This window comes from Agriterribacter sp., from assembly GCF_035445465.1.
In the GTDB taxonomy this organism is placed as follows: domain Bacteria; phylum Bacteroidota; class Bacteroidia; order Chitinophagales; family Chitinophagaceae; genus Agriterribacter.
The window spans coordinates 114,090-134,795 of the sequence record NZ_DAOMQT010000003.1 but is presented as its reverse complement, the minus strand read 5'-3'; the positions used below and the strand labels follow the sequence as shown (position 1 = coordinate 134,795).

The following is a 20,706-nucleotide window of genomic DNA, read 5'->3' as shown; positions in this document are numbered from 1 at the left end:
TTTGGTTCAATCCTCTATTTTACCCAGTCCTAATTTATCTACGGCAATCTGGGAAGCGATCTGGCTGGCATCTTTTTTATTATAGGCTTTCCCTTCCGCCAGTAATTCCCCATCCACCACTGCTCCTACCGTAAATAAACGTCTTCCGTTTTCAAACCGTTCTTCTAAGGTTTCAAACTCCAGGTTCTTTCCATTTTTATTGGCCCAGCCGTAGAGCTTATTTTTATGATTGATCTCTAATGTTTCCAGGTCTTCTATAAACATATGGGGAATAATGATGCGTTTTAACACCCATTGCTTGGTTTGATTAAATCCTTTATCGGTATAAATAGCGCCAACCAGCGCCTCTAAGGTGTTGCCAAAGATCTGGCTCACCTTTAATGATCCGTCGCTTTTATTATAAATAGTAATTTTTTTTAGCCCCATTTTCACGGCAATTTCATTAAGGGTTTGGCGGTTTACCATTTTGCTGCGCATTTCCGTTAAAAAGCCTTCTCCTTTGTAGGGGTATCTTCTAAAAAGATAATCTGCCACGATACCGCTGAGGATGGCATCGCCCAGATATTCGAGGCGTTCATTGTTTTCGTCTGCGCTTTCCTTTACAGAACGGTGGCTTAAGGCTGTTTTATAGAGAGAAAGGGTGCCAGGGGCAAAACCGAGAACGTTGCATAGTTGTTTATAAAAGGACCGGTTGGTTTTGTCAATTCCAAGATACTGAATAAAATACCGCACTAATGCCAAGTGAATGAATTTAGGAGTAATGTACCACAAATGTAAAGCAACTCTTTAAGAAGTTAGCCGCCTTCACCGGGTTAAACGCCAAAATCAGGCAGAATATTTCTTAATTATAACGGAAGCATTATGCCCGCCAAAGCCAAAAGTATTGCTCAGCGCTGCACGAACTGTGCGTTTCTGGGCTTTCCAGAATGTAAAATTAAGTTTTGGATCAAGCCCTTCATCATCTGTAAAATGATTAATGGTGGGAGGAACAATGTCATTTTTTACGGCCAGCACACAGGCAATAGCTTCAATAACGCCTGCAGCGCCTAACAAATGACCTGTCATGGATTTGGTGGAGCTGATATTGAGGTTATAAGCGTGTTCACCAAAAACAGCCTGGATGGCCTTTACCTCGGAAATATCGCCTAATGGCGTTGATGTGCCATGAACATTAATATAATCAATGTCTTCCGGCTTCATACCGGCGTCATCAAGGGTAGCGAACATCACATTTTTTGCCCCCAGTCCTTCCGGATGCGGAGCGGTAATGTGGTGGGCATCGGCAGTTGCTCCTGCGCCTGCAATTTCACAAACAATATTGGCGCCACGGGCTATAGCATGCTCCAGACTTTCCATTACCAGCATACCTGCACCTTCGCCAATTACAAAACCGTCGCGGTCTTTATCAAAAGGCCGGGATGCGGTTTGCGGTTCGTTGTTCCTTTCACTGAGGGCTTTCATGGCATTAAACCCACCTACCCCGGCTTCTTTGATCACACTTTCGCTTCCGCCTGCCAGTATGATGTCGGCCTTACCCAAACGAATAAGGTTAAAAGCATCCATAATGGCATGTGTGGAAGAAGCGCATGCCGATACCACGGCATAATTAGGGCCGCGGAAGCCATGTCGCATAGATATTTGCCCTGCGGCAATATCCAGGATCATTTTGGGAATGAAGAATGGATTAAACCGCGGCGTACCATCGCCTTTTGCAAACTCGGTTACTTCCTGCTGGAAAGTAATTAAACCGCCGATACCACTTGAAAAAATAACCCCTACCCTGTCCGGATTAACAGTGTTCTTACTGATGCCCGCGCTTTTCACCGCCTCATCGCTGCATACCAGTGCGGTTTGCGTGAAACGGTCTATTTTACGGGCCTCTTTTTTGTCTAAGAAATCGGTGGGTTCAAAGTTCTTTAATTCGCAGGCAAACCTTGTTTTGAATTTTGAGGCATCAAATAAGGTAATAGGATTGGCCCCCGAAACGCCATTGATAAGTCCATGCCAGTAGTCGGGCACAGAATTTCCCAAAGGGGTTAAGGCGCCAATGCCGGTTACAACAACTCTTTTTAAATCCATAAGCAAGTTTGCCTGCGATCAGTGGAAATGGGGAGAAAATTACTTTGCGTGCTCTTCGAGATAAGCAATGGACTGACCTACCGTAGTAATAGTTTCAGCCTGCTCATCGGGAATAGAAATATTGAATTCTTTTTCGAATTCCATGATCAGTTCTACGGTGTCTAATGAATCAGCACCCAGATCATTGGTGAAAGATGCTTCAGGGGTTACCTCAGCTTCATCAACACCGAGTTTGTCAACAATAATCTTCTTAACTCTTGTTGCAATGTCAGACATGGTTGTAAAATTTGGTTAATACTGGGTGCAAAAATATAGTTTTTGAGGTAAAAACAATATCTATTTGAGTTTGTGTGTAAAAGATAATTATTTACCCGCTCCGGCAGGAGCGCTTAATTTCCATAGCAAGCTTGATACCAGCCGCTTTTCCGGGCAAAATGCGGGGCGGTATTTCTACCGCTTTTTTTGTATTTTTAAATAATACACCTGTAAATCAGCAGTATGCCGTTAAAAATTATTGATCACGACTCAAAAGAATACCACCAGATGATTGAACTGCGTGATGAAATATTGCGCAAGCCGCTGGGGCTTTATTTTGATCCTGAAGAACTCAGTCGCGAAAAAGATGATGTGCTGATCGGCGCTTTTGAAGACGATAAGCTCATTGGCTGCTGTTTGCTTACCCGTACCGGCGCCGGTACCTGCAGGCTGCGCCAGATGGCCGTAAGCAGCAATCTCCAAAAAAAGGGCATCGGCGCTACGCTCATGAATTTCGCGGAAAATGTAGCCAGGGATAAAGGTTACCAAACCCTGGTAATGCATGCCCGCAAGTCGGCTGTAGGGTTTTACCAGAAATTCGGCTATACTATTTCAGGCAATGAATTTTATGAAGTTACGGTTGCGCATTATGTAATGGAAAAGAGGCTGAGATAGGAGCTATCAGCTACTAAGATGAATGCTCCTTCTTTTGTACTGCTCATAGCGGACAGCCTTCCCCTAAATTCGGCTTCGGATTTAATTTGTGGTCTATTCTTGCAATTACCCTCGGATTTCCGGCTTCCAATTTGGCATTTGAATTTTATTTGTGATTTGGTTTTTGATGCTTTGTATTCCCTTCGGATTTTCCGATTTGTGATTTGGTTTTTATAATATTGTATTTATGAAAATATTCAATATCACCTTCTGCATCTTATTCCTTATTTCCGCGGCACTGCAATACAATGATCCTGATCCCTGGCTATGGATACCCATATACCTGTACGGTGCAGCACTGTGCTGGCTTGCATTCCGGCGCAGGCATTACCCCCTGGCCTCCCTGCTGGGAATGGCTGCATATGCAGTATATGCCATCTATCTTTTTTTTGAAAGAAATGGTGTATGGGACTGGCTCACTAAACATCATGCAGAAAATATTGCGGCCAGCATGAAGGCTGAAACACCCTGGATAGAAGATACCAGGGAGTTTTTTGGACTGGCTATACTGATAGCCGTACTGCTTATTAATTATATATATGTAAAGAGAAAAGCAAAAAACAAAACGTAAACATCGCTGTCACTCCATGCTTTTGAGATATTGGTATCTATTTGATGGTGCCGGTTACCCCATAATCCTTAATTTTCCTGTTTACCTGAAAGCCTCATGTTTGGGGTCGCCACCGGATCGCAGGTAAGCGATCAGACTGCTCAACTCATCTGCATTGAGTGAATTGATTAGTCCGGGTGGCATTTGCGAAACAGGTACCGGTTCGATAGATGCTACCTCAGAAGAGGAAACAATATCCGGCGCCCGGTTAGGCTCCCTGCTGTATACCCTGATAAAAGCTTCATCTTTTACCACCAGTCCTTCCAGGCTACGACCACTGTTAAGCGTAACGCGCGAACTTCCATACAGATCAGAAATGGTTTCACTGGGATGAATGATATCTTCCAGTATTTTTTGAACCGAAAAACGATTCCCTACAGCGCCCAGGTCAGGTCCGATGTTACCTCCCATGCCATCGAAACGATGGCATGACGCACAACCTGTGGCAAAGAAGGCATTACGTCCCTGCTCGAAACTTTTTGCTCCGGAAGGTTTATTCACCGCCTGCAAGGCATTGTCCACTGTCCAGTTTTTCCCGGGGCCTTTCACCGGTTTTATTTCAAAGGGAGGCGCTTTTGCAATAGGCTTTGAAATAAGCTCACCGAGCGCAACACGGTGTTCATCCGGAACGCCAAGCAATGCTTCATTCCGCATGCGTTCCAGGAATCCCCAATAGCTTTCACCACCCATGGCACCCGCTGCTTCATTGATCATGCTGAAATAGTTTTTTCGCTGATCAATCGTCCACCCTTCTCCCAAATCTCTCAGCATAAACAGGTATTCCAGTTTATTCACCGGTGGCGGATCATCCAGCATACGTTGAATAGTACCGCCATAGCTGTTATTCCGCTTAATGACCGTTCCCCAATCGGGAGCAGGCGGGGTTTTGCTGCTGCGTATCAAATCCAGCGCTATTGAAATTACACGGGCCTCTTTCAGATAGATTAATGACCGTACTAATTCTACATTCACCCGTTCATCTTTATCGGGTAAAAACTTCATCAACCGGTCAGCGATCTTCTGACCTGCTGCCTGGTCCGGTTTTCCCAGTCGCATAAAACTAAGTGATAATGCACGCAGATAGCCCAGCTTTTTCAAATTATCCAGGGTAACGAAGTCTAATTTTTCCAGGAGGGTTAAAGCATCATTCAGGTAGGTTGAATCTCCTGCGCGTGCCAGTGCAACTGTGCTGGTAATAACAGCCTGGGGACGTGTTTCTGCTTTTGCACGTGCTATCCAGCCCGATATGGGTTGAAATTCAATGGCTACACGTGCGGCACTCCTGATAAACTGGTCTTCATCTGCAAGATATGGCCAGGCTGCAGCAACCGCCCCGGCATCACGGCGTCCGTGAAAAGCTTCCAGGCGATGCCTGATTTTCCGGGACGCAAGTCCTTCCGTATCTTCCCGGTATTGTACCGGGTCCGTAGACGCTTCACCGGTATAGGTTACACGGTATAATTTAGTGTCGTTACTCCACCCGCCTGTGATGAAATACATCGCTCCATCTTTTCCGATCACGGCATCAGCAACAGCTAAAGGGTGACCCGATAAAAATTCTTCTGCGGTAGCAGTATAACTTGCTCCTTTCGGTTTCAGATGAAAAGCATAAATAGTGCCGTAGGTCCAGTCTAAAGCAAACAATGCTTTCTGATATTTTTCCGGGAACCGGGCCCCCGTTCCAAACAATACCCCGGTGGGGGAGGCTGGTCCTACATCCAGTACCGGAGGATGGCTGTCTTCATAGAAATCCTTCCATTTTCCGCTTCCGCTGCGCCAGCCGTAATCACTGCCACTCACCACATGCAAGATTCTGGTAGGACGGTACCAGGGCATTCCTATATCCCATTCCATATCCGAGTCAAAAGTAAATAGCTCTCCATTAGGATGAATAGCTACATCGTACTGGTTACGATATCCTACGCTCAGGATATCCCAGTTACGTGCATCGCCGTCTATTCGGGCAATATATCCACCGGGAGCTAAAATGCCCCTGGCATGACCTCTGGCATCCCATTGACGGGTAAGCAAAATGTCTTCTCTCCAGTTGAGCACACGACTGGTATATTTTTCCGGCAGCGGCGTATGATTCCCATTGACTACATAAAGACCGCTTCCATCAGGTATTGGCACCAAAGCATGATTGCCGTGGTCGCTGGAAACCTGAGGCCCTCCCAGAAATTTCATTTCATCTAAGATGCCATCTTTTTGGCTGGCCGACATACGAAACAATCCACTTCCATATACATTAGCGTATAAATTTTTTTTAAACCAGGTCAGTCCCTGCGCGCCTGTAGCAGGCAGCACCATTTTGGTAACCTGCACTTTGGGTTTCCCATCATCATTTGTCTGTACATCAATCCGGTACATTCCCTGGTGGTATTCATCAGAGGCAACCATACTGCCCTGCTCATCTATGGCCAGGCTAACCCAGGTCCCCTGCGACTTCCGGGGAACTTCATATAATAATTCTGCATTAAAACCCGGAAGTGTACGGAGCTCACCGGATGGTACCTCTTTGGACTTATCCAAAGCAGGCTCCCGGGTTGAATTATCGTTCTGCGCCTGTTCCTTATTTTGACTGCAGCTAAAAAGAAAGACCAGAAGAAGTATTGTTAGTGTTACAGCATACCATTCGTTTTTTCTAAGGACAGAAAAAAAAGTTTTTGCACTTGCGTATATCATATCACCTATTGATTATTTGTTTATGCTAATGTTGTTGAATGTTGAACCTGCCTGTAAATATAATATTGCGTTAATCAATGTGCTTTGTCTTCGAACAAAGGATTTAAATCTCTAAACCAGGCATCCCTGAATTCCACTTTCATGGGCGGACCCTGATGCAATTGAAATCCAAACAATCCTTTTTTAACCCGGTTTTTTGCATTGTCTTCCACCATTGATACCATTTGTCCGTTTAATTTTTGAACAATCAGTGTACCTTTTACGATCAATTCATATGCATTCCATGTATTGTCTTTTATATAATCTTTAATCGTTTGATCACCGGTGAAAATGGGGAAAGAATGCAAACTGTCCATTTCTGAAATGCGAACCATCCGTCCCCGTTCGGCCAAAATCTTACGATGTCTGTTTATAAAATTTTCATACACTATCCCGGTATAGGTATGTTGTCCGTCAATATCCGCCTGGTAACCCAGCAGATCATCATAACCTTCGGGGCCCTGTTCACAGCGGTAATAAATACCACTGTTTCCATTGAAAGAAATACGAAAGGAGATGTTCAGGATGAAATCTTCTACTTCCCGGTTCCAGATCAGAAAAGCGCTTCGTTTGATCGGATTGGTTTCGGTAGTTTCGCCTGTCAGTATACCATTTTCCCAGCGCCAGTGGTCTGGCGATCCCTTCCACTGGTTTTGATATGCTTCGCTGAAAATGTATTCGGCGCCAATAGCTGACGAATCACTATCCTTCTGCTTACAGGCACCGGTTAAGACAAGAAAAACGATAGATACAAGTAAAGAATATTTCATTTTAACCTGCTTTTTCATTTCATTTTTTCTGCTTTGCGTATTACATCTTTGATATAAACAGGAGTGCCTCCTTTTACTTTGCTTTCATCGGCTGCTTCAATAAAAGCACAGATCTCCAATGTTTCAGCAGGGGAAACGGGGGGAATACCTGTAGTGAAAAATTTTGCAATCTGCACCAGCAAATTATTATATCCATCGAAAGGTCCTACAGTAGCAATTCCTTCATCACCAAATACGGTTCCTCCAAACCCTCTCCCTTTTCCTGAATTGCGTAAACCACGGAATGTACCGATCCTTTGATCTTCCCATTCACCTACCACCATATCTGTATCAGGGGTATAAACACGGCTTACACTTCTGCAGCCGGTTCCCATCACGGTATAAAGTATCTCTATGCCATGAATGCCATACCAAAACAGGTCAGGATGTGTTTTTTCTATCGTAGCCGGACTATAGGTATCGGCACCATTTACTTTTCCTATTTTTCCTTTAGCCACTTCCTGCGCATTTGCCATGAACCGCAGCGCTGATGAAGAAAAAACAGGCGTTTTATAGCGGGATGCCATTTCATAAATAGCAAGCGCGTCAGAAAGAGAAGCGGCAACAGGCTTATCAATAAAAAGGGGTTTCTTTGCCTTTAAAACCGGGATAGCCTGTTCCAGGTGCACCCGCCCATCGTTGGTTTCAAGCATTACCGCATCTACTTTTGAAAGTAATGCTTCTATTGTATCTACAATCGGGATATTAAGATTGCGCATATCTTCTGTAACAGCAGGTACATTCTCCAGCGCTGAGGCTATATCCCTGCTTCCCCTGGAGCAGGCTGCCACCACTTTAAAACCTTCCAGCCCAGGATCTGCATCCTGTGCATTAAAGGCTTTTGAAAAAATGGCAGTATGGGAAGTATCAAGACCTATAATGCCTATCCGTTTCCCCTTTGGCGGGTATTGTTTTTCCCAAGTTATATCAACACCAGGAACCAATGCAGCACCCAGGGTAGCGTTTGCAGATATCTTTAGAAAATTCCTGCGATTGAAAGTCTGTCGCATAATCATTTATTTATTTAAAAAATATACCCAATCAAGATTAAAAAGATTCTTTTTCCCTGCCTTAGGATTGCTGAACACAAAATATAAATCATGTGTTCCTTCAACAGAACTTACCTCTGTTACCAGCTCTATCCAGTCTTTGGCCCTGTCCTGCACTTTTCCCGGGGATATAGTAAGCGTGCTTACCAGTTTTCCATCAGGGCGGTCAAGCCGTAATTCAAGTGTGCCGCCTTCTCCATCTAATTGTACACGGTATTTCAGCTTTTTAATACCTGAAAGATCAAGTTGTTTAAACTTTACAAATCCATTGTGCTGTAAACGGCTTATGTAATTTAAGAAAGAAAGGCTGGTAAGAGAAACGACACTTGCCGTTCCCTCATCAAACTGCTCCATCTTTAATAGCGGAGACCGCAGCACAATATATTTCCTGGCAGATAATGGCTCTATTCCATTAGCACCGTTATCTGTATATGCGGCTAACAACAGGTACGCTCCTTCATCATTTTTATGCGCTTTGAACTGCAGATCCCCTTTGGCAGGCAAACCAATTTCTGATGTATCAGCCAATGATAAAATGTATTGTACTATTTGTTTTGCCTCCGCTTCACCCAGATCCGGATGGGGGCTCATTTGACGGTCGCCCCAGTTACCACCACCTCCCTGTATGATTTTTTTGGATAGTTGTTCCACAGCCCCGTCTACATTGAAATATCTGTGTGCAACAGCCCGGTAAGAAGGTCCAGCCGAGGAATCTTTCATACTATGACAGGCTTTACAATCCAGCGTAAGGGTAAGCTGCCTTCCTTGTATGAACCTTGTATCTCCGTCATTTTGATCATCCGCAAGTACTACCTCGATATCTTTTCCCTGAGGAAAATATTTAAATGAAATCCTGAGCCGTTCCGGATCTATCTTAATGTCTTCCGGATCGGTAACCTGCACATCATAAAACATTTTGCTATCCGGCCAGTAAAAGCTGCGGTTGCTCTTTGTATGGATCATCACTTCGGGGGGCGTATTGCCCACGCTGATGCTGGTTTCTGCCTCCGATCGTCCTCCGTGGCGGTCTTCTACCGTTAGCCTTACTTTGTATACGCCGGGTGCAGCAAAGCGATATTGCACCTGTTCGCCGGTCAGTACATCGTTCCCTATCTTCCATGTGCTGGCGGATATGCCATCGTCCGGATCATAATCAACAGAGCCGGCGCCCGAAAAATTCACTGTTAAAGGTGCCGCCCCGTATAATTTATCGGCACTGATAACGGCATGGGGGTTCCTGTTGCCTTCGGCGTATTCTATACGGGTTAACCGGGCATCGGCATTTTTAGCAAACCAGTTGGTTCCGTATTCGAGGAAATAGATCGCACCATCGGGCCCGATCTTCATGTCTATAGGCGCCGTAAGGTGAAGATGTTCGAGGAAGGGTTCCATGCTTTTGTAGTTGCCCTGTTCATCAAGGGTTACCGCCATGATCCACCGCCGCATCCAATCGTAAATGAAGAGCTTTCCATTATAGTAACCGGGCAATTTGTACCTGGCATCCTTATATAAATCACTATAATAAACCGGGCCTGCTATTGCAGTGGCTGTTCCCTTGCCCAGCAACGGGAACTGAGCGGAGCTGTCTATCCCGTACCAGATCAAAGCCGGCCGGGCAGGCGGCAGTTGTTGAATACCTGTATTGTTGGGAGAAGTATTTACAGGATGCTCCGGGTCAAACCGGGGTCCCGCTATTTTGGTCGCATAATCATAATCGGGGTAGGCATCATTATTACCTATAAAGTAAGGCCAGCCAAAGAAGCCCGCAGACCGGGCCTGGTTGATCTCGTCATAATTGGCTATGGTGCTGTCTTTTCCTCGCACGATCGTATTGGGTCCTACTTCGCCCCAATATACATAACCATTTTTGGGATCCACCGATACACGGTAAGGGTTACGGCAGCCCATCACATAAATTTCAGGACGTCCTTCTGACCCGTCTTTCGGAAAAAGATTACCGTCGGGGATTGAGTAGCCGCCTTCGGGTTCGGGTTTGATGCGGAGGATTTTTCCCCGCAGGTCGTTGCTGTTGGCCGCGGTAGCCTGTGCATCAGCCAATTCTTGTCCTGGTCTTTCGTCTATAGGCGGATAGCCCTCTTTTGAAGCGGCAGATGCGGCAGTATTGTCGCCGGTGGAAAGGTAGAGCAGGCCTTCCGGATCAAAAGTGATGCAACCTGCAGAATGGCAGCAGTACACGCGCTGGGTAGGAATTTCGAGCAATCGCTTTTCCGATCCAGGTACCAGTTGGTTATCTTTTAGTTCAAACCTCGAAAGCCTGTTTCTCCACTTGTCACCTGCTACTGAATAATAAAAATATACCCAGTTGTTCTTTATGTAATCCGGATCGGCGGCCATCCCGAGCAACCCGTCTTCAATACCGCTGAATACATTAAAATTAGCAATGGTGAGCACTTTTTTTTCATCAGCCTTATATATTTTCACCGATCCTTTTCTTTCTATGAACAGGACGTCGTTATTACTCAGCACTTCCATTTGAAGCGGCTCATCCAGCCCGGCAGCCAGCACTATTTGTGTAAACCTGCCGGGGTCGGGCTTTGATACGTTTGCAGCACTTCCATTAAAATCACAGGAAATAAAACACACTAAAAAAACGATCGTTATGCACCTTATGTTTTTCAATAAAGAATGTTGTATAAGCATAGAATTATCATCCTCCTGTTGTACCGTGCTGTCTTCCATAAAACAACCCATCTATAGCCTTTGTATAAAAATATAAATATTTTCTGTCCGCAATCATCATGGGGGCATCCCAAATTTTCGCTTTGCATATTTTCCTGCACGTGAGATACGTGCCGGGGCGGCCGCCGCGGTACGTGTCTCACGTGCCACCAGATAGTGATGTCTGCCTGCTAAAATTTGGGATGCACCCATCATCATCGTTCATTTGTTTTAACCAGTTAGGTAATTACGGGTAATTTATTTACTAAGCGCTTCTAATATCTGTTTCCTTCTGTCTCTTAAAGCCAGTATGCTCAGGTCGTACTTATTAAAATCAAATACTGTTTCCCGGCAAATTTCCATTGCCCTGCCGGGGTATTTCCGGTCAAGCATTTGCAGCAAGGCATAATCGTTGATCCCTTCACGCATGGCTTCCAGCCGGATAGAGCCGTACAGCTTTCCATAGCCGGGATATACAATATAGGAATCTCCTCCGGGCAGCACCGACCCTCCTTCGCTGTTCCGGTCTGTTGTTTCTTCGAAAGGACGAAGACCATGATGCCATTGATTGAATCCCCAATGCAGATAGCCGGTAATGCCATAGCGGAAATTGATCCAGTGCAGGAGGCGGGTCTTGATCAGCGGCTGCTCAATGAAGCGGTTCGCGTACTCACCCTGCGGCCACATGCAGGTGTAAAACCACAGCTCGCTGCCTGCCTGTTGCTGCTGACAGTAAAAGCGATATTCATCACGCAGGAAATTCAACTGCGGGACCCATATATCCATCTTTAACTTATGTGTATGGCAGGCGTCCATAATGGGAACACCCGGGGCCAGTTTTTTAATAAATGCCGCTATCTGCGCATACGTCTCGGCATTGGAATCGGTGGGTTCATCTGCAATATGCTGCATATAGCTGCCGATCCAGCCTTTTTCCTTTAAATGTGCCACCAGGGCAGGAATGAACTGCTCATAAAAATCCTGCGCCTGCCGGTCGGCAAAGGGCCGTTTTTCAAGAACAACAGTATCGGTCGTGATACGGGGAACAAGCACCCCGATATCACTGTTCCAGCCGCCCATGCGTGCTGCAATGTGTCCTCCCTCTATTCTTTTTAGTGCACCTGCAGTTTTTAATATTGCCGCTGTGCGATCAAACCGGCTGAAATCAAAATAATATTTCCCGTTCTCCAGCCGGTATTGCGTAAGCTGCAATGGTGATATCAGGCTCACATTCTGCCCGTAGTCTGCCATCTTACGTGCCAGCACGGCCAGCAGCTCCCAGTAGCGTGGGCTGTACAAAGGAACATCCTTCCCGTTGTTCATCATTCCAAAAGTCAGTGGGGAAGCCTGGTACCATTGGGTCACCCAAAGTGATGACGAGTCAATGGTTACCGGGTAAACATGAATCGTAAATCCCACCTGCCGGGAAAAGCTTTTATTCATTGTTTTTCCCGTTACCACCAGGCTGCCATGGTACTGACCTGCCTCTATGTTTTTAGGTATCTTCACGCTTACCCAGATCGGTTGCGTGCAGCCGGGAGGCAATTCCGACTGCATCGTATCAATAATAGGATCAGGGAAAAGGCCTGAAGCGGAAATCAATCTGTCTGTTGGCGGGTCGGCCAGGGGCCGTCCAACACCTACATAGCCAACATATCCTACCGAACCCTTACTGATAAAAGCAGATGCGGCCGTGTTGCCCCAGAGGGAGGCCTGCAACCCCTGTACAGGTGCATTGCTGCGGAAGGCAAACTGGAAGCTGGCATATTCTCCTCTCGCAACATCGGCCAGGGCCGGCTGGTCAGGGAAAAAAGCCGCTTCTTTAAATACCTTTTTCAGCGGATCCACATACTTTAAGCTAATATAGGCCGGCTGTGCTTTAACCAAAGCCGAGATAACCAATGCGGTCAATACCAGTATGATCTCTTTTATTCGTGGTTTCATGTATTCCTGTTTTACCAAACAGCATCAAGTCGGTTAACTTCAGAACAGCTCAGCAGGGTATACCCGGCCCTATCCCTGCTGAAGCTATCCCTGCTTTTTGTTCTTATTAAATGAGCCAGGCTTCTGCTACCATCCCGGGTTCTGACCCAGCGCCGGGTTAAGTGTGAGCTGATCAACCGGCAGGGGCAACAGGTAATCCCTGTTCACATCGAACTGGAAGCCGTTTGCAAGCAACTGATCCTGCTGGAAAGGCTCAATGTTTCCTTCGGCATCCAGAAATATATTTACGCCGGGAACAAGCGTAGGAAATTCTCCGTCCCATTGTGCCCATTTGGCTCCCTTGTATTTGTATCCTTTGATAAGTTCGTCTGCTGCTGCCCAGCGCATGATATCGTCAAAACGGAATCCTTCACAGGAAAGCTCTACGCGACGCTCTCTTCTTACCTCGTTGATCACCGGCGACAGGTCGGTAAAAGCCCAATCGGGGTCGGTGGTAATGGCAGCAATGACCATAGGAGGCATGCCCACCCGCTCGCGAAGGAGGTTGATGCTTTTGTCTGCATCCGCCTGTGTAAGCGTTCCCAGCTCTGCCTTCGCTTCCGCGAAATTGAGCAGCACTTCTCCAAAACGGATATATATAAGTCCCCTGGTGGTATAGTCTATCTGTGCAGCATCTGTATTGTTGCCCTTTTGTAACTGGTATCCTGTTGTATTGCGCTGGTCAATTGCCAAAGTAAAACCGGGCGTTGTGAAAAATATATCTATCCTGTCTGAAGTGTTGGTCGTTACCAGGTCGCCGGGCGTATATAATATCTGTTTCAATCTCGGGTCGCGGTTCTTCACTACATCCGCTAAGGTAGCATCGCCTTCATAAAGCGGGCTCACCGATACAGGCTTACCATCGGTGCACAGGAAACTTTCAACCAGGTCTTTCGACATGCCGGTTCCTCCGCCGCTATTGGAGTACCTGTTCCAGTAAGTAGTTAATACGCCTATCTGGTATTTGCGCCAGAAAAGCACTTCTTTACTGCTGCTATAATCCACCTGGTTAAACAGTTCACCATATCCGTCTTCCGCTCCAACATTATCCAGCCCCACCGATTCAGATTGCATCAGCGCTTCTGCTTCCTCCGCTGCTTTTTGAAGGAATGCGCTTCCATCCCGGCCCTCAACGCCAAAAGCTGTTCCGTTGTGATATTTTTCCCAGGTGCCTTCATAAAGACATACACGGGTTTTGAATGCCTGCGCGATCTCCTTATTGATGCGCATAGCGGCTGCAGAAGCTTTCGGCTTCAGCAAACTGATGGCCCGATCCAGGTCGGCCACTATCGAATCGGCTACTACATTCCTGGGCAGGCGGCCGGCCAGCAACGCATCTTTATCGGCAGGATCGAGCGGCGTATTTACCCAGGGAAGCGCCCCGTAATTTTTCAGCTTATCAAAATAGAACCAGGCCCTGAAGAAGTAGGCTTCCCCGATGTATGTTGCAATCTCGGCCGGCGCTGCATTTACTTTCTGGTAATTGGCAAAAAAGTAATTCACATTCCTGATCTGCTGCCAGTCTGAATAGGCCCATCCGCCCCCTGAAGCAGGAACCACATTTTCTCCGTTAAGCCTCATATTCCGGGTGGTAGGGCAAAGGTTATCGCTGTTATTGTCTATATAATAGTTGGCATTGTTGCCATAGGCGCCGGGGTTTGGCAACAACTGGTAGAAGTTATTGCAGTATAGTTTTAAATCATTGCTATTGTTCCAGAATGTAGCATCGCTGATCCTGTTGAGCGGATTTTGGTTAAGCATGTCCTTTTTACAGGCCCCGGCAAAGATCATTATTGAAAACAACAGGATGTATATGGATGAGCTTTTCTTGATTTTCATCTTCAGTAGATTTTTATATTACTATTGAATGTCTAAGTTGATACCCACGGAAAAGGTGCGCTGTATCGGGTAAATGTTCCCATCGCTGAGCAGCAGCTCCGGATCAATCTGGTATCTTTTGTGCAGGCCCGGCGCAATGGTGAACAGGTTTTCGGCGCTGCCGTATATACGCAATCTTCCGATATGTGCCCTTCTTGTGAGGGTTTGCGGTAATGTATAGCCAATCTGGAGATTTTTTCCACGGAGGTAAGCACCTTTTAACAGGTAGCGGGTTTGTGCCTGCTGGTTCTTGGCATTCAATCCGCTCAGATAATACCGCGGAAAATAACCGTTGGGCGTAGCTGTTGTCCACCTGTCGAGGTTGGTAGTAAGCACCTGTGAGCCCCATTCGCTGCCACTGCCCGGTATACCCCAGAAGAAGGTGCTGTTGCCCGGCCAAAATTCCCGTTTCCCAACGCCCTGTATAAACATCATAAAATCAAATCCTTTATAATCCAGCGAAAGGGTAAAGCCATAATTGTATCGCGGCGTAGTGTTTCCGATTACGGTTTTGTCGCCGGGGTTAGCTAATGTATTATTACCGAAATCAACTTTCCCGTCGCCGTTCAGATCGGCGTATTGCACATCGCCCGGGTACCAGTTGGCAGAGATCAGCGACTGAGAAGGCGCCTTGTTAACGTCATCCTCAGTTTGGAAGAGCCCTACTGTGTTATAGCCCCATATTTCACCCATTTGCATACCGTTATACCAATTCGTAATAGAGCCTGTGGGGTTGGGATAGTTCAATACTTTCCCCTTATAATTGCTGAAGATGAGCCGGGCATTGTATCTCAGCTTTCCTATATTGTCGCTCCAGGAAGCCGTAAGGTCAAAGCCTTTCGTTTCTATAGACGCATTGTTCCGCTGGGGAGGATTGATCCCCAGTATGCCGGGATACTGTTCTGTTGGACCGTAAAGATCCTTTGTTCTGCGCCGGTACCAGTCAAAAGTGATCTGAAGGCGGTCGTCTAATGCACCGGCATCTATACCAAAGTCGAGCATGCTGGGTTTTGCCCAGGTAACATCAGCGCTTACCAGCGAACCCGCGGTTACATAGGGTTGTCTTACCGTATTGAATAACCAGTTCGTTGAGGTTGGGGCTACATTCGATAAGGTAGATTGGGAGAGATAGTAGCTGCCCGCATTTATGAGGGAGGAAATATCGCCCAACTGCCCGTAAGACCCTCTTAACTTTAAGCTGCTTACCACTTTTTTCAAGGGATCCCAGAATGCTTCTTTTGATATATTATAGCCGGCAGAAACGGAAGGAAAGAACTGGTACCTGCGGTTTTCCGGGAAGAGGGATGTTCCGTCGTAGCGCCCGTTAAATTCCAGCAGGTATTTTTCATCGTAATTGTAGTTAAAGCGTACAAAAGTTCCCGAAGTGGCCCAGTTATACAATGCATCATTAACCGTATAGTTGGTGCCGTATGTGAGGCTTAATGCAGGAAGGGAAGACGTATACAAATAATCATTTCCTGCAGTTAAAGATTCAAAATGCTTGAATTCTCTCTGTACACCCGCCATTAATTTAAAATAGTGACCACCAAGCTTCCTGTCGTAGCTCGCGTACGCATTATAGTTGTAATAGTTGCTGGTTTGCGAGTATTTGTTCAGCGTGGGGATAAGCCCGATCCATATATAGCTCCCATCGGTAGTCTGGTACTGGAAGTCTGTTGCAGCGGAAACGCGGGTAAAAAGGTTATAGTTGTAATTAAAGCTGCCTTTTATTTCAAGTCCGGGCAGAGGCGTAACCGTTACGTCGCCCATGAGCCATCCGTCTTTATTGGACCCCAGTGTGGCACCGCCATCCTTGATATACGTTACACCGTCTCTCCAGTAGCCGCCGGTGGGAACCGTTACAGGAGAAGTTACCATCTTTGAATATAACCCCGCCCAGTTGCCGCGTGAATTGGTTGCGGCGCGCTGGCTGTCTATGGCAAGGGAAGTGCGGATCCCGAACTGCAGCCAGTCGTTCACCTTCGAAGTAATGTTGGTCCTGAAATTGTAGCGGTCATAGCTGTCATCAAAGTGCCTGTTCACAGATCCTTTGCCATTGTAGCCGACGCTTACATAATACTGGAGCTTTTCGGTTCCCCCGTTAACACCAATATTGTGTTGCTGGTTGGTCGCCCATGGCGTTGTGAATTCTTTGAACCAGTCTGTGTTGGCGTAGGAGCCGAAATAACCCAACCAAAGGTGGCCCCGCCCGGCGCCGGGATCCTGTTCTGTGGCGGGTGCGGAAGGATCGGCCAAATGTTCTTTTATTTTTTGAATGGTATAGTCAGAAAAAAGATTCCCTCTTCCTGCATTGATGGCAGCTTCGTTTATAACAGTAGCAAAATCAAGGGAACTGGCGGGTGTGGGGCGGTTGATCGTTTGCGAAAAAGAGATATTGTTGGTGTAACTTACCTTGAATGCCTGCCCCTTTTTTCCCTGCTTGGTAGTAATGAGTATTACGCCGTAAGGTGCCCGGGAACCATAAATGGCCGATGATGCCGCATCCTTTAAAACCGAAATGGATTCAATATCATTCGGGTTTACTGTATTGATATCTGCCGGAACACCGTCTACCAGTATTAAAGGCTCGCCCGTTGTTCCCAAACCGGTATACCCGCGGATATTGATGCTTTTGGTAGTTCCGGGTTTGCCACCGCCGGTGGTGGTCGTTACATTCAGGTTGGCCATAAGCCCCTGTAATCCTTCGGATACATTCGTTATCGGACGGCTTTCAAGCCGGTCGCCGCTCACCTGGTCTACCGCTCCTGTTAAATTCAGTTTTTTCTGTGTGCCATATCCCACTACCACTACTTCATTGAGCCCCGACTGTTCGGGCTGCATAACGATATTGATCACACTCCGTCCCTGTACCCTCACTTCCTGGTCTCCGAAGCCTATATACGAAACAACCAGTACTGCATCATTTGGAACACTATTAAGGGAGTAGCTTCCCCTGTCATCCGTGGAAACGCCCCTGTTCGTGTTCTTTATTTTTATACTGGCTCCCCCAAGCGGGGTGCCCTGCGGGTCGGTAACGGTTCCGCTCACGTTTACAGTTGGTGCGTCTTCACCGGAAGCTACCGGTTCATGCACCCCGCGGCCATTGGCCTTTTGCGTGATGACGATCGTTTTATTGATGATTTTATACTGCAAAGGCTGATCTTTTAAAACCAGGTCCATAGCATCTTTAAGCGGCACATTCTGGAGGTGCACGTCTATGTTCCCGAACCGGGCAGCCAGTGAAACCCGGTAAAAGAAATGAAACCCTGTTTGTTTTTCTATTTCCCTGAAAACAACCTTTAACGGAACGTTTTCCGACGACAGCGTTACATGCTGGGAATACGTTCGGGCGGAAACCTGCAAACAGCCAATAAAGATCAGGATAACCGACAGTTTCATAATCAGTAGCAGTTGGATTAATTTTTTCCGCTCGGGGAGCGGATTGCTGAAAAGAACCTTAAATTTCATACATTTGGTTTTGGTTTGGTTAAACAATACCAGCGCTATACCGTTTCGCGGATAGTGCAGTCTTAGCGGATGGAAAGGATTGGATGACCGGCCATGCCGCCGGGAAGTGTTGCGATCACTTTCCGGTTTTTTTACCGGTTTCCATACCAGAAAATTTTACTCCAGGATTAATTCACCGATTTTATTTTTATTGTTTTGTTTTCAATTGAATACTTCACCTTATTCAACTCCAGCACTTCCAGTAATTCAGACAGCCGGGTGTCCATAGATATTTTACCCTGGAAACGGTCGACCGACATCTTTCCTTCGTAAATCACTTCAAGGTCGTACCACCTGGCTACTATCCGCATGATCGTACGGATATCTGCGTTGTCGAATATGAAAAGCCCGTTCTTCCATGCCATCACTTCTTCAAGATTGGCATTGTCAATCACCTGCAGGTTGTGGTCTATCCTGGCCTGCTGGCCGGGCTTCAGCAAACGTTCTGCACCGGGTATATCCACTTTCACACTGCCTTCAAGCAAGGTTACTTTTATATCTTTTTCATCATCATACGTATTCACATTAAAGCGGGTACCCAGCACCGTTATATTCGTTTCGCCTTTGTTCACAATAAAAGGCATAGTGCCATGATGCGCTACTTCAAAATAGACTTCCCCCGTAACCGATACTTTCCGTTCGCTTCCAGTAAACATTACCGGGTAAGTAACAGAAGAGCCGGCGTTAAGCCATATCCCGGAGCCGTCCGACAGGGTCATCCGGATCACCCTGCTCCCCCTGGGGTTGGATAATGTGTTGTATGCCACACTGCCGGCTTTTGTACCGGGTGAAGGCTGGTAGGCAATTTCCCCGTTCGCGAGCTTAATTACCTGCACATTCCCCTGCTCGGCCAACGTGCCCTCATCTGCATTTTGCAGGGCTATTTTTTGCCCGTTGGCAAGCGTGATCATGGCCTGGCTCAACTGCGGCGGTTCAATATCTGCCGACCTGACCACCGGACGAACAGCAGGCGAGTGTGGCTTCAGCTCATTTACATGCATATAGTATATTCCTGCGACTAAGAGCACTACAGCCGCGGCAGCCCAATGCCATTTTGCCTTTAACAGGCGCCTTACCGGTGTGGAATGCTTAGCATCATCGTTCACCCGCTCATCCTGCACTTTGATATCCCGTAAAAGCCGTTCATGCATTCGCTTACTCACGGTATTTTCAAGCCGGAAATCCCCGTTTATCTTTTCTTCAAAACGCAACCGGTCATCCGGGCCAATAAATACAGCCGCTTCTTCAGCATGATCTGCTATGTATTTAAAAAGTTCTTCTGCTGCTGCTCTGCTAATGTCATCATTAATGTATCCTTCCAACAGCGCTTTGTAATAATCCGGTTTGTTGTTCATATGCTTATTAAAATACCTTCAGAAAGCTATCCCTGTACTATGAGACTGCAAACGGTGAAAAAAGGGTGGGTGAAAATGGAGTTTTTTCAAAAAAACTTACCAAGTATAATAACAATAAGGGCCGGTTGACCCTTTTCGGCAAAATAGTTACGGAGAAAACGCAGCGATTGCACCATATGATCTTTTACCGTATTTCGCGAAATACCTAATTCCATTGCAGCCTCCTCATAGGTTTTACCTTTTTCCTTGCACAGGATAAAAATCTTCTGCCGCTGTGGGGTTAGCGCAGCCACTGCATTCCGGTACAGCTCTTCATAATGGTTGAGCCTTTTATCTTCCGATTCAAATTCAATGAAATGAGGATCCATCCATTCCAGTACTTCCTTTCTGAGTGTTGCATCTTTCGCTATTTTTTTTAATGCATCAATCGCTTTATTGTGCGATATCCTGTATAAATAGGCAGAAAAAGAAACAGTGATCTCCATTCGCTCCCGGGCTTCCCATATTTTCATAAATACTTCGTGAACAAGGTCTTCCGCCAGTTGAGGCACTTTTACAAAATCGAGCAGGTAAGCGTATATACCCTGGTGGTAACGGTTGTATAACCCGGTAAATGCGGCTTCGCTTCCGCTTTTCAACTCTTGGAGTAACCGGGCTTCGGTATGGCAGTCGTTTGGGGTCAAAACAATTTGCTCAAAAATGTTTAATGGTGTAAATCTAAATAAAAACTTTAACTCAGCCATACCGGGCTGTTGATCGGGTTTTCAAATTCTCCGGTGGAGCGCAAATCAGCGTATCAGATAAATGCTAGTTTTTTCCCGGAAATGAATTTAAAGACACAGATAAACCACTTATTGATGCGATAAAATCGGAGAACAATATGCTAAAGGTTCACCAAAACAAATGTTACAAAATTTGACGGACCTGGTGCTGAACAATTACTACGCATATCGGGATTATTAGGGCCTGTTAGATTAACCTTCGTGCATGAACAATTGGATAAAATACCACTATAGAACAATCAGACATTTCTTCCTGTATTGATTTTTCCGTTTTTTGAGCAA

General features: G+C 46.3%; 14 protein-coding genes. 2 read left to right on the top strand and 12 right to left on the bottom strand.

Annotation, left to right across the window (positions count from 1 at the left end):
- Window positions 1-6: 6 nt before the first annotated feature.
- The 3 genes from rnc to PLE34_RS02835 all read right to left on the bottom strand — a co-directional run bounded on the left by rnc (window position 7) and on the right by PLE34_RS02835 (window position 2,355).
- On the bottom strand, window positions 7-732 hold the full coding sequence (gene rnc, locus PLE34_RS02845; RefSeq protein ID WP_324554126.1) for a ribonuclease III: 726 nt from the start codon (window positions 730-732) through the stop codon (window positions 7-9).
- Between the two features lie 93 nt (window positions 733-825).
- On the bottom strand, window positions 826-2,079 hold the full coding sequence (gene fabF / locus PLE34_RS02840; RefSeq protein ID WP_324554018.1) for a beta-ketoacyl-ACP synthase II: 1,254 nt from the start codon (window positions 2,077-2,079) through the stop codon (window positions 826-828).
- Between the two features lie 39 nt (window positions 2,080-2,118).
- Window positions 2,119-2,355: an acyl carrier protein gene (locus PLE34_RS02835; protein WP_116873112.1), complete on the bottom strand. Its 237-nt coding sequence runs from the start codon at window positions 2,353-2,355 to the stop codon at window positions 2,119-2,121.
- 222 nt (window positions 2,356-2,577) lie between these two features.
- Between PLE34_RS02835 and PLE34_RS02830 the strand changes: the two genes are divergently transcribed.
- Window positions 2,578-3,009 carry a GNAT family N-acetyltransferase gene (locus PLE34_RS02830; RefSeq protein ID WP_324554011.1) on the top strand — a complete coding sequence of 144 codons (432 nt, stop codon included), beginning with the start codon at window positions 2,578-2,580 and terminating at the stop codon, window positions 3,007-3,009.
- Window positions 3,010-3,235: 226 nt separating this feature from the next.
- A complete protein-coding gene (locus PLE34_RS02825; RefSeq protein WP_324554009.1) occupies window positions 3,236-3,619 on the top strand; it encodes a transmembrane 220 family protein in 384 nt (127 codons plus the stop codon).
- A gap of 81 nt (window positions 3,620-3,700) precedes the next feature.
- Here the strand turns inward: PLE34_RS02825 and PLE34_RS02820 are convergent, their stop codons facing one another.
- The 9 genes from PLE34_RS02820 to PLE34_RS02780 all read right to left on the bottom strand — a co-directional run bounded on the left by PLE34_RS02820 (window position 3,701) and on the right by PLE34_RS02780 (window position 20,385).
- Window positions 3,701-6,343 carry a c-type cytochrome gene (locus PLE34_RS02820; RefSeq protein WP_324554007.1) on the bottom strand — a complete coding sequence of 881 codons (2,643 nt, stop codon included), beginning with the start codon at window positions 6,341-6,343 and terminating at the stop codon, window positions 3,701-3,703.
- Window positions 6,344-6,417: 74 nt separating this feature from the next.
- Entirely contained in the window at window positions 6,418-7,152 is a 735-nt protein-coding gene (locus PLE34_RS02815; RefSeq protein WP_324554005.1) for a 3-keto-disaccharide hydrolase, read from the bottom strand.
- Between the two features lie 14 nt (window positions 7,153-7,166).
- Window positions 7,167-8,201 (bottom strand): Gfo/Idh/MocA family protein, encoded by a 1,035-nt coding sequence (locus PLE34_RS02810; RefSeq protein WP_324554003.1) that lies wholly within the window; start codon window positions 8,199-8,201, stop codon window positions 7,167-7,169.
- Between the two features lie 6 nt (window positions 8,202-8,207).
- Window positions 8,208-10,952 carry a PQQ-dependent sugar dehydrogenase gene (locus PLE34_RS02805; protein WP_324554001.1) on the bottom strand — a complete coding sequence of 915 codons (2,745 nt, stop codon included), beginning with the start codon at window positions 10,950-10,952 and terminating at the stop codon, window positions 8,208-8,210.
- Window positions 10,953-11,177: 225 nt separating this feature from the next.
- Window positions 11,178-12,863 carry a DUF4091 domain-containing protein gene (locus PLE34_RS02800; protein WP_324553999.1) on the bottom strand — a complete coding sequence of 562 codons (1,686 nt, stop codon included), beginning with the start codon at window positions 12,861-12,863 and terminating at the stop codon, window positions 11,178-11,180.
- Window positions 12,864-12,989: 126 nt separating this feature from the next.
- Window positions 12,990-14,741 carry a RagB/SusD family nutrient uptake outer membrane protein gene (locus PLE34_RS02795; protein WP_324553997.1) on the bottom strand — a complete coding sequence of 584 codons (1,752 nt, stop codon included), beginning with the start codon at window positions 14,739-14,741 and terminating at the stop codon, window positions 12,990-12,992.
- Between the two features lie 21 nt (window positions 14,742-14,762).
- Entirely contained in the window at window positions 14,763-18,248 is a 3,486-nt protein-coding gene (locus PLE34_RS02790; RefSeq protein ID WP_324553995.1) for a TonB-dependent receptor, read from the bottom strand.
- Window positions 18,249-18,415: 167 nt separating this feature from the next.
- Window positions 18,416-19,642: a FecR family protein gene (locus tag PLE34_RS02785; protein ID WP_324553993.1), complete on the bottom strand. Its 1,227-nt coding sequence runs from the start codon at window positions 19,640-19,642 to the stop codon at window positions 18,416-18,418.
- 86 nt (window positions 19,643-19,728) lie between these two features.
- A complete protein-coding gene (locus PLE34_RS02780; protein WP_324553991.1) occupies window positions 19,729-20,385 on the bottom strand; it encodes an RNA polymerase sigma factor in 657 nt (218 codons plus the stop codon).
- Between the last annotated feature and the right edge of the window lie 321 nt (window positions 20,386-20,706).

Bases quoted from the DNA above. Each gene is read 5' to 3' on its own strand.
- fabF (WP_324554018.1), bottom strand. From the start codon at position 2,079: ATGGATTTAAAAAGAGTTGTTGTAACCGGCATTGGCGCCTTAACCCCT.
- PLE34_RS02835 (WP_116873112.1), bottom strand. From the start codon at position 2,355: ATGTCTGACATTGCAACAAGAGTTAAGAAGATTATTGTTGACAAACTC.
- PLE34_RS02830 (WP_324554011.1), top strand. From the start codon at position 2,578: ATGCCGTTAAAAATTATTGATCACGACTCAAAAGAATACCACCAGATG.
- PLE34_RS02825 (WP_324554009.1), top strand. From the start codon at position 3,236: ATGAAAATATTCAATATCACCTTCTGCATCTTATTCCTTATTTCCGCG.
- PLE34_RS02820 (WP_324554007.1), bottom strand. From the start codon at position 6,343: ATGATATACGCAAGTGCAAAAACTTTTTTTTCTGTCCTTAGAAAAAAC.
- PLE34_RS02815 (WP_324554005.1), bottom strand. From the start codon at position 7,152: ATGAAATATTCTTTACTTGTATCTATCGTTTTTCTTGTCTTAACCGGT.
- PLE34_RS02810 (WP_324554003.1), bottom strand. From the start codon at position 8,201: ATGCGACAGACTTTCAATCGCAGGAATTTTCTAAAGATATCTGCAAAC.
- PLE34_RS02805 (WP_324554001.1), bottom strand. From the start codon at position 10,952: ATGGGTTGTTTTATGGAAGACAGCACGGTACAACAGGAGGATGATAAT.
- PLE34_RS02800 (WP_324553999.1), bottom strand. From the start codon at position 12,863: ATGAAACCACGAATAAAAGAGATCATACTGGTATTGACCGCATTGGTT.
- PLE34_RS02795 (WP_324553997.1), bottom strand. From the start codon at position 14,741: ATGAAAATCAAGAAAAGCTCATCCATATACATCCTGTTGTTTTCAATA.
- PLE34_RS02790 (WP_324553995.1), bottom strand. From the start codon at position 18,248: ATGAAATTTAAGGTTCTTTTCAGCAATCCGCTCCCCGAGCGGAAAAAA.
- PLE34_RS02785 (WP_324553993.1), bottom strand. From the start codon at position 19,642: ATGAACAACAAACCGGATTATTACAAAGCGCTGTTGGAAGGATACATT.
- PLE34_RS02780 (WP_324553991.1), bottom strand. From the start codon at position 20,385: ATGGCTGAGTTAAAGTTTTTATTTAGATTTACACCATTAAACATTTTT.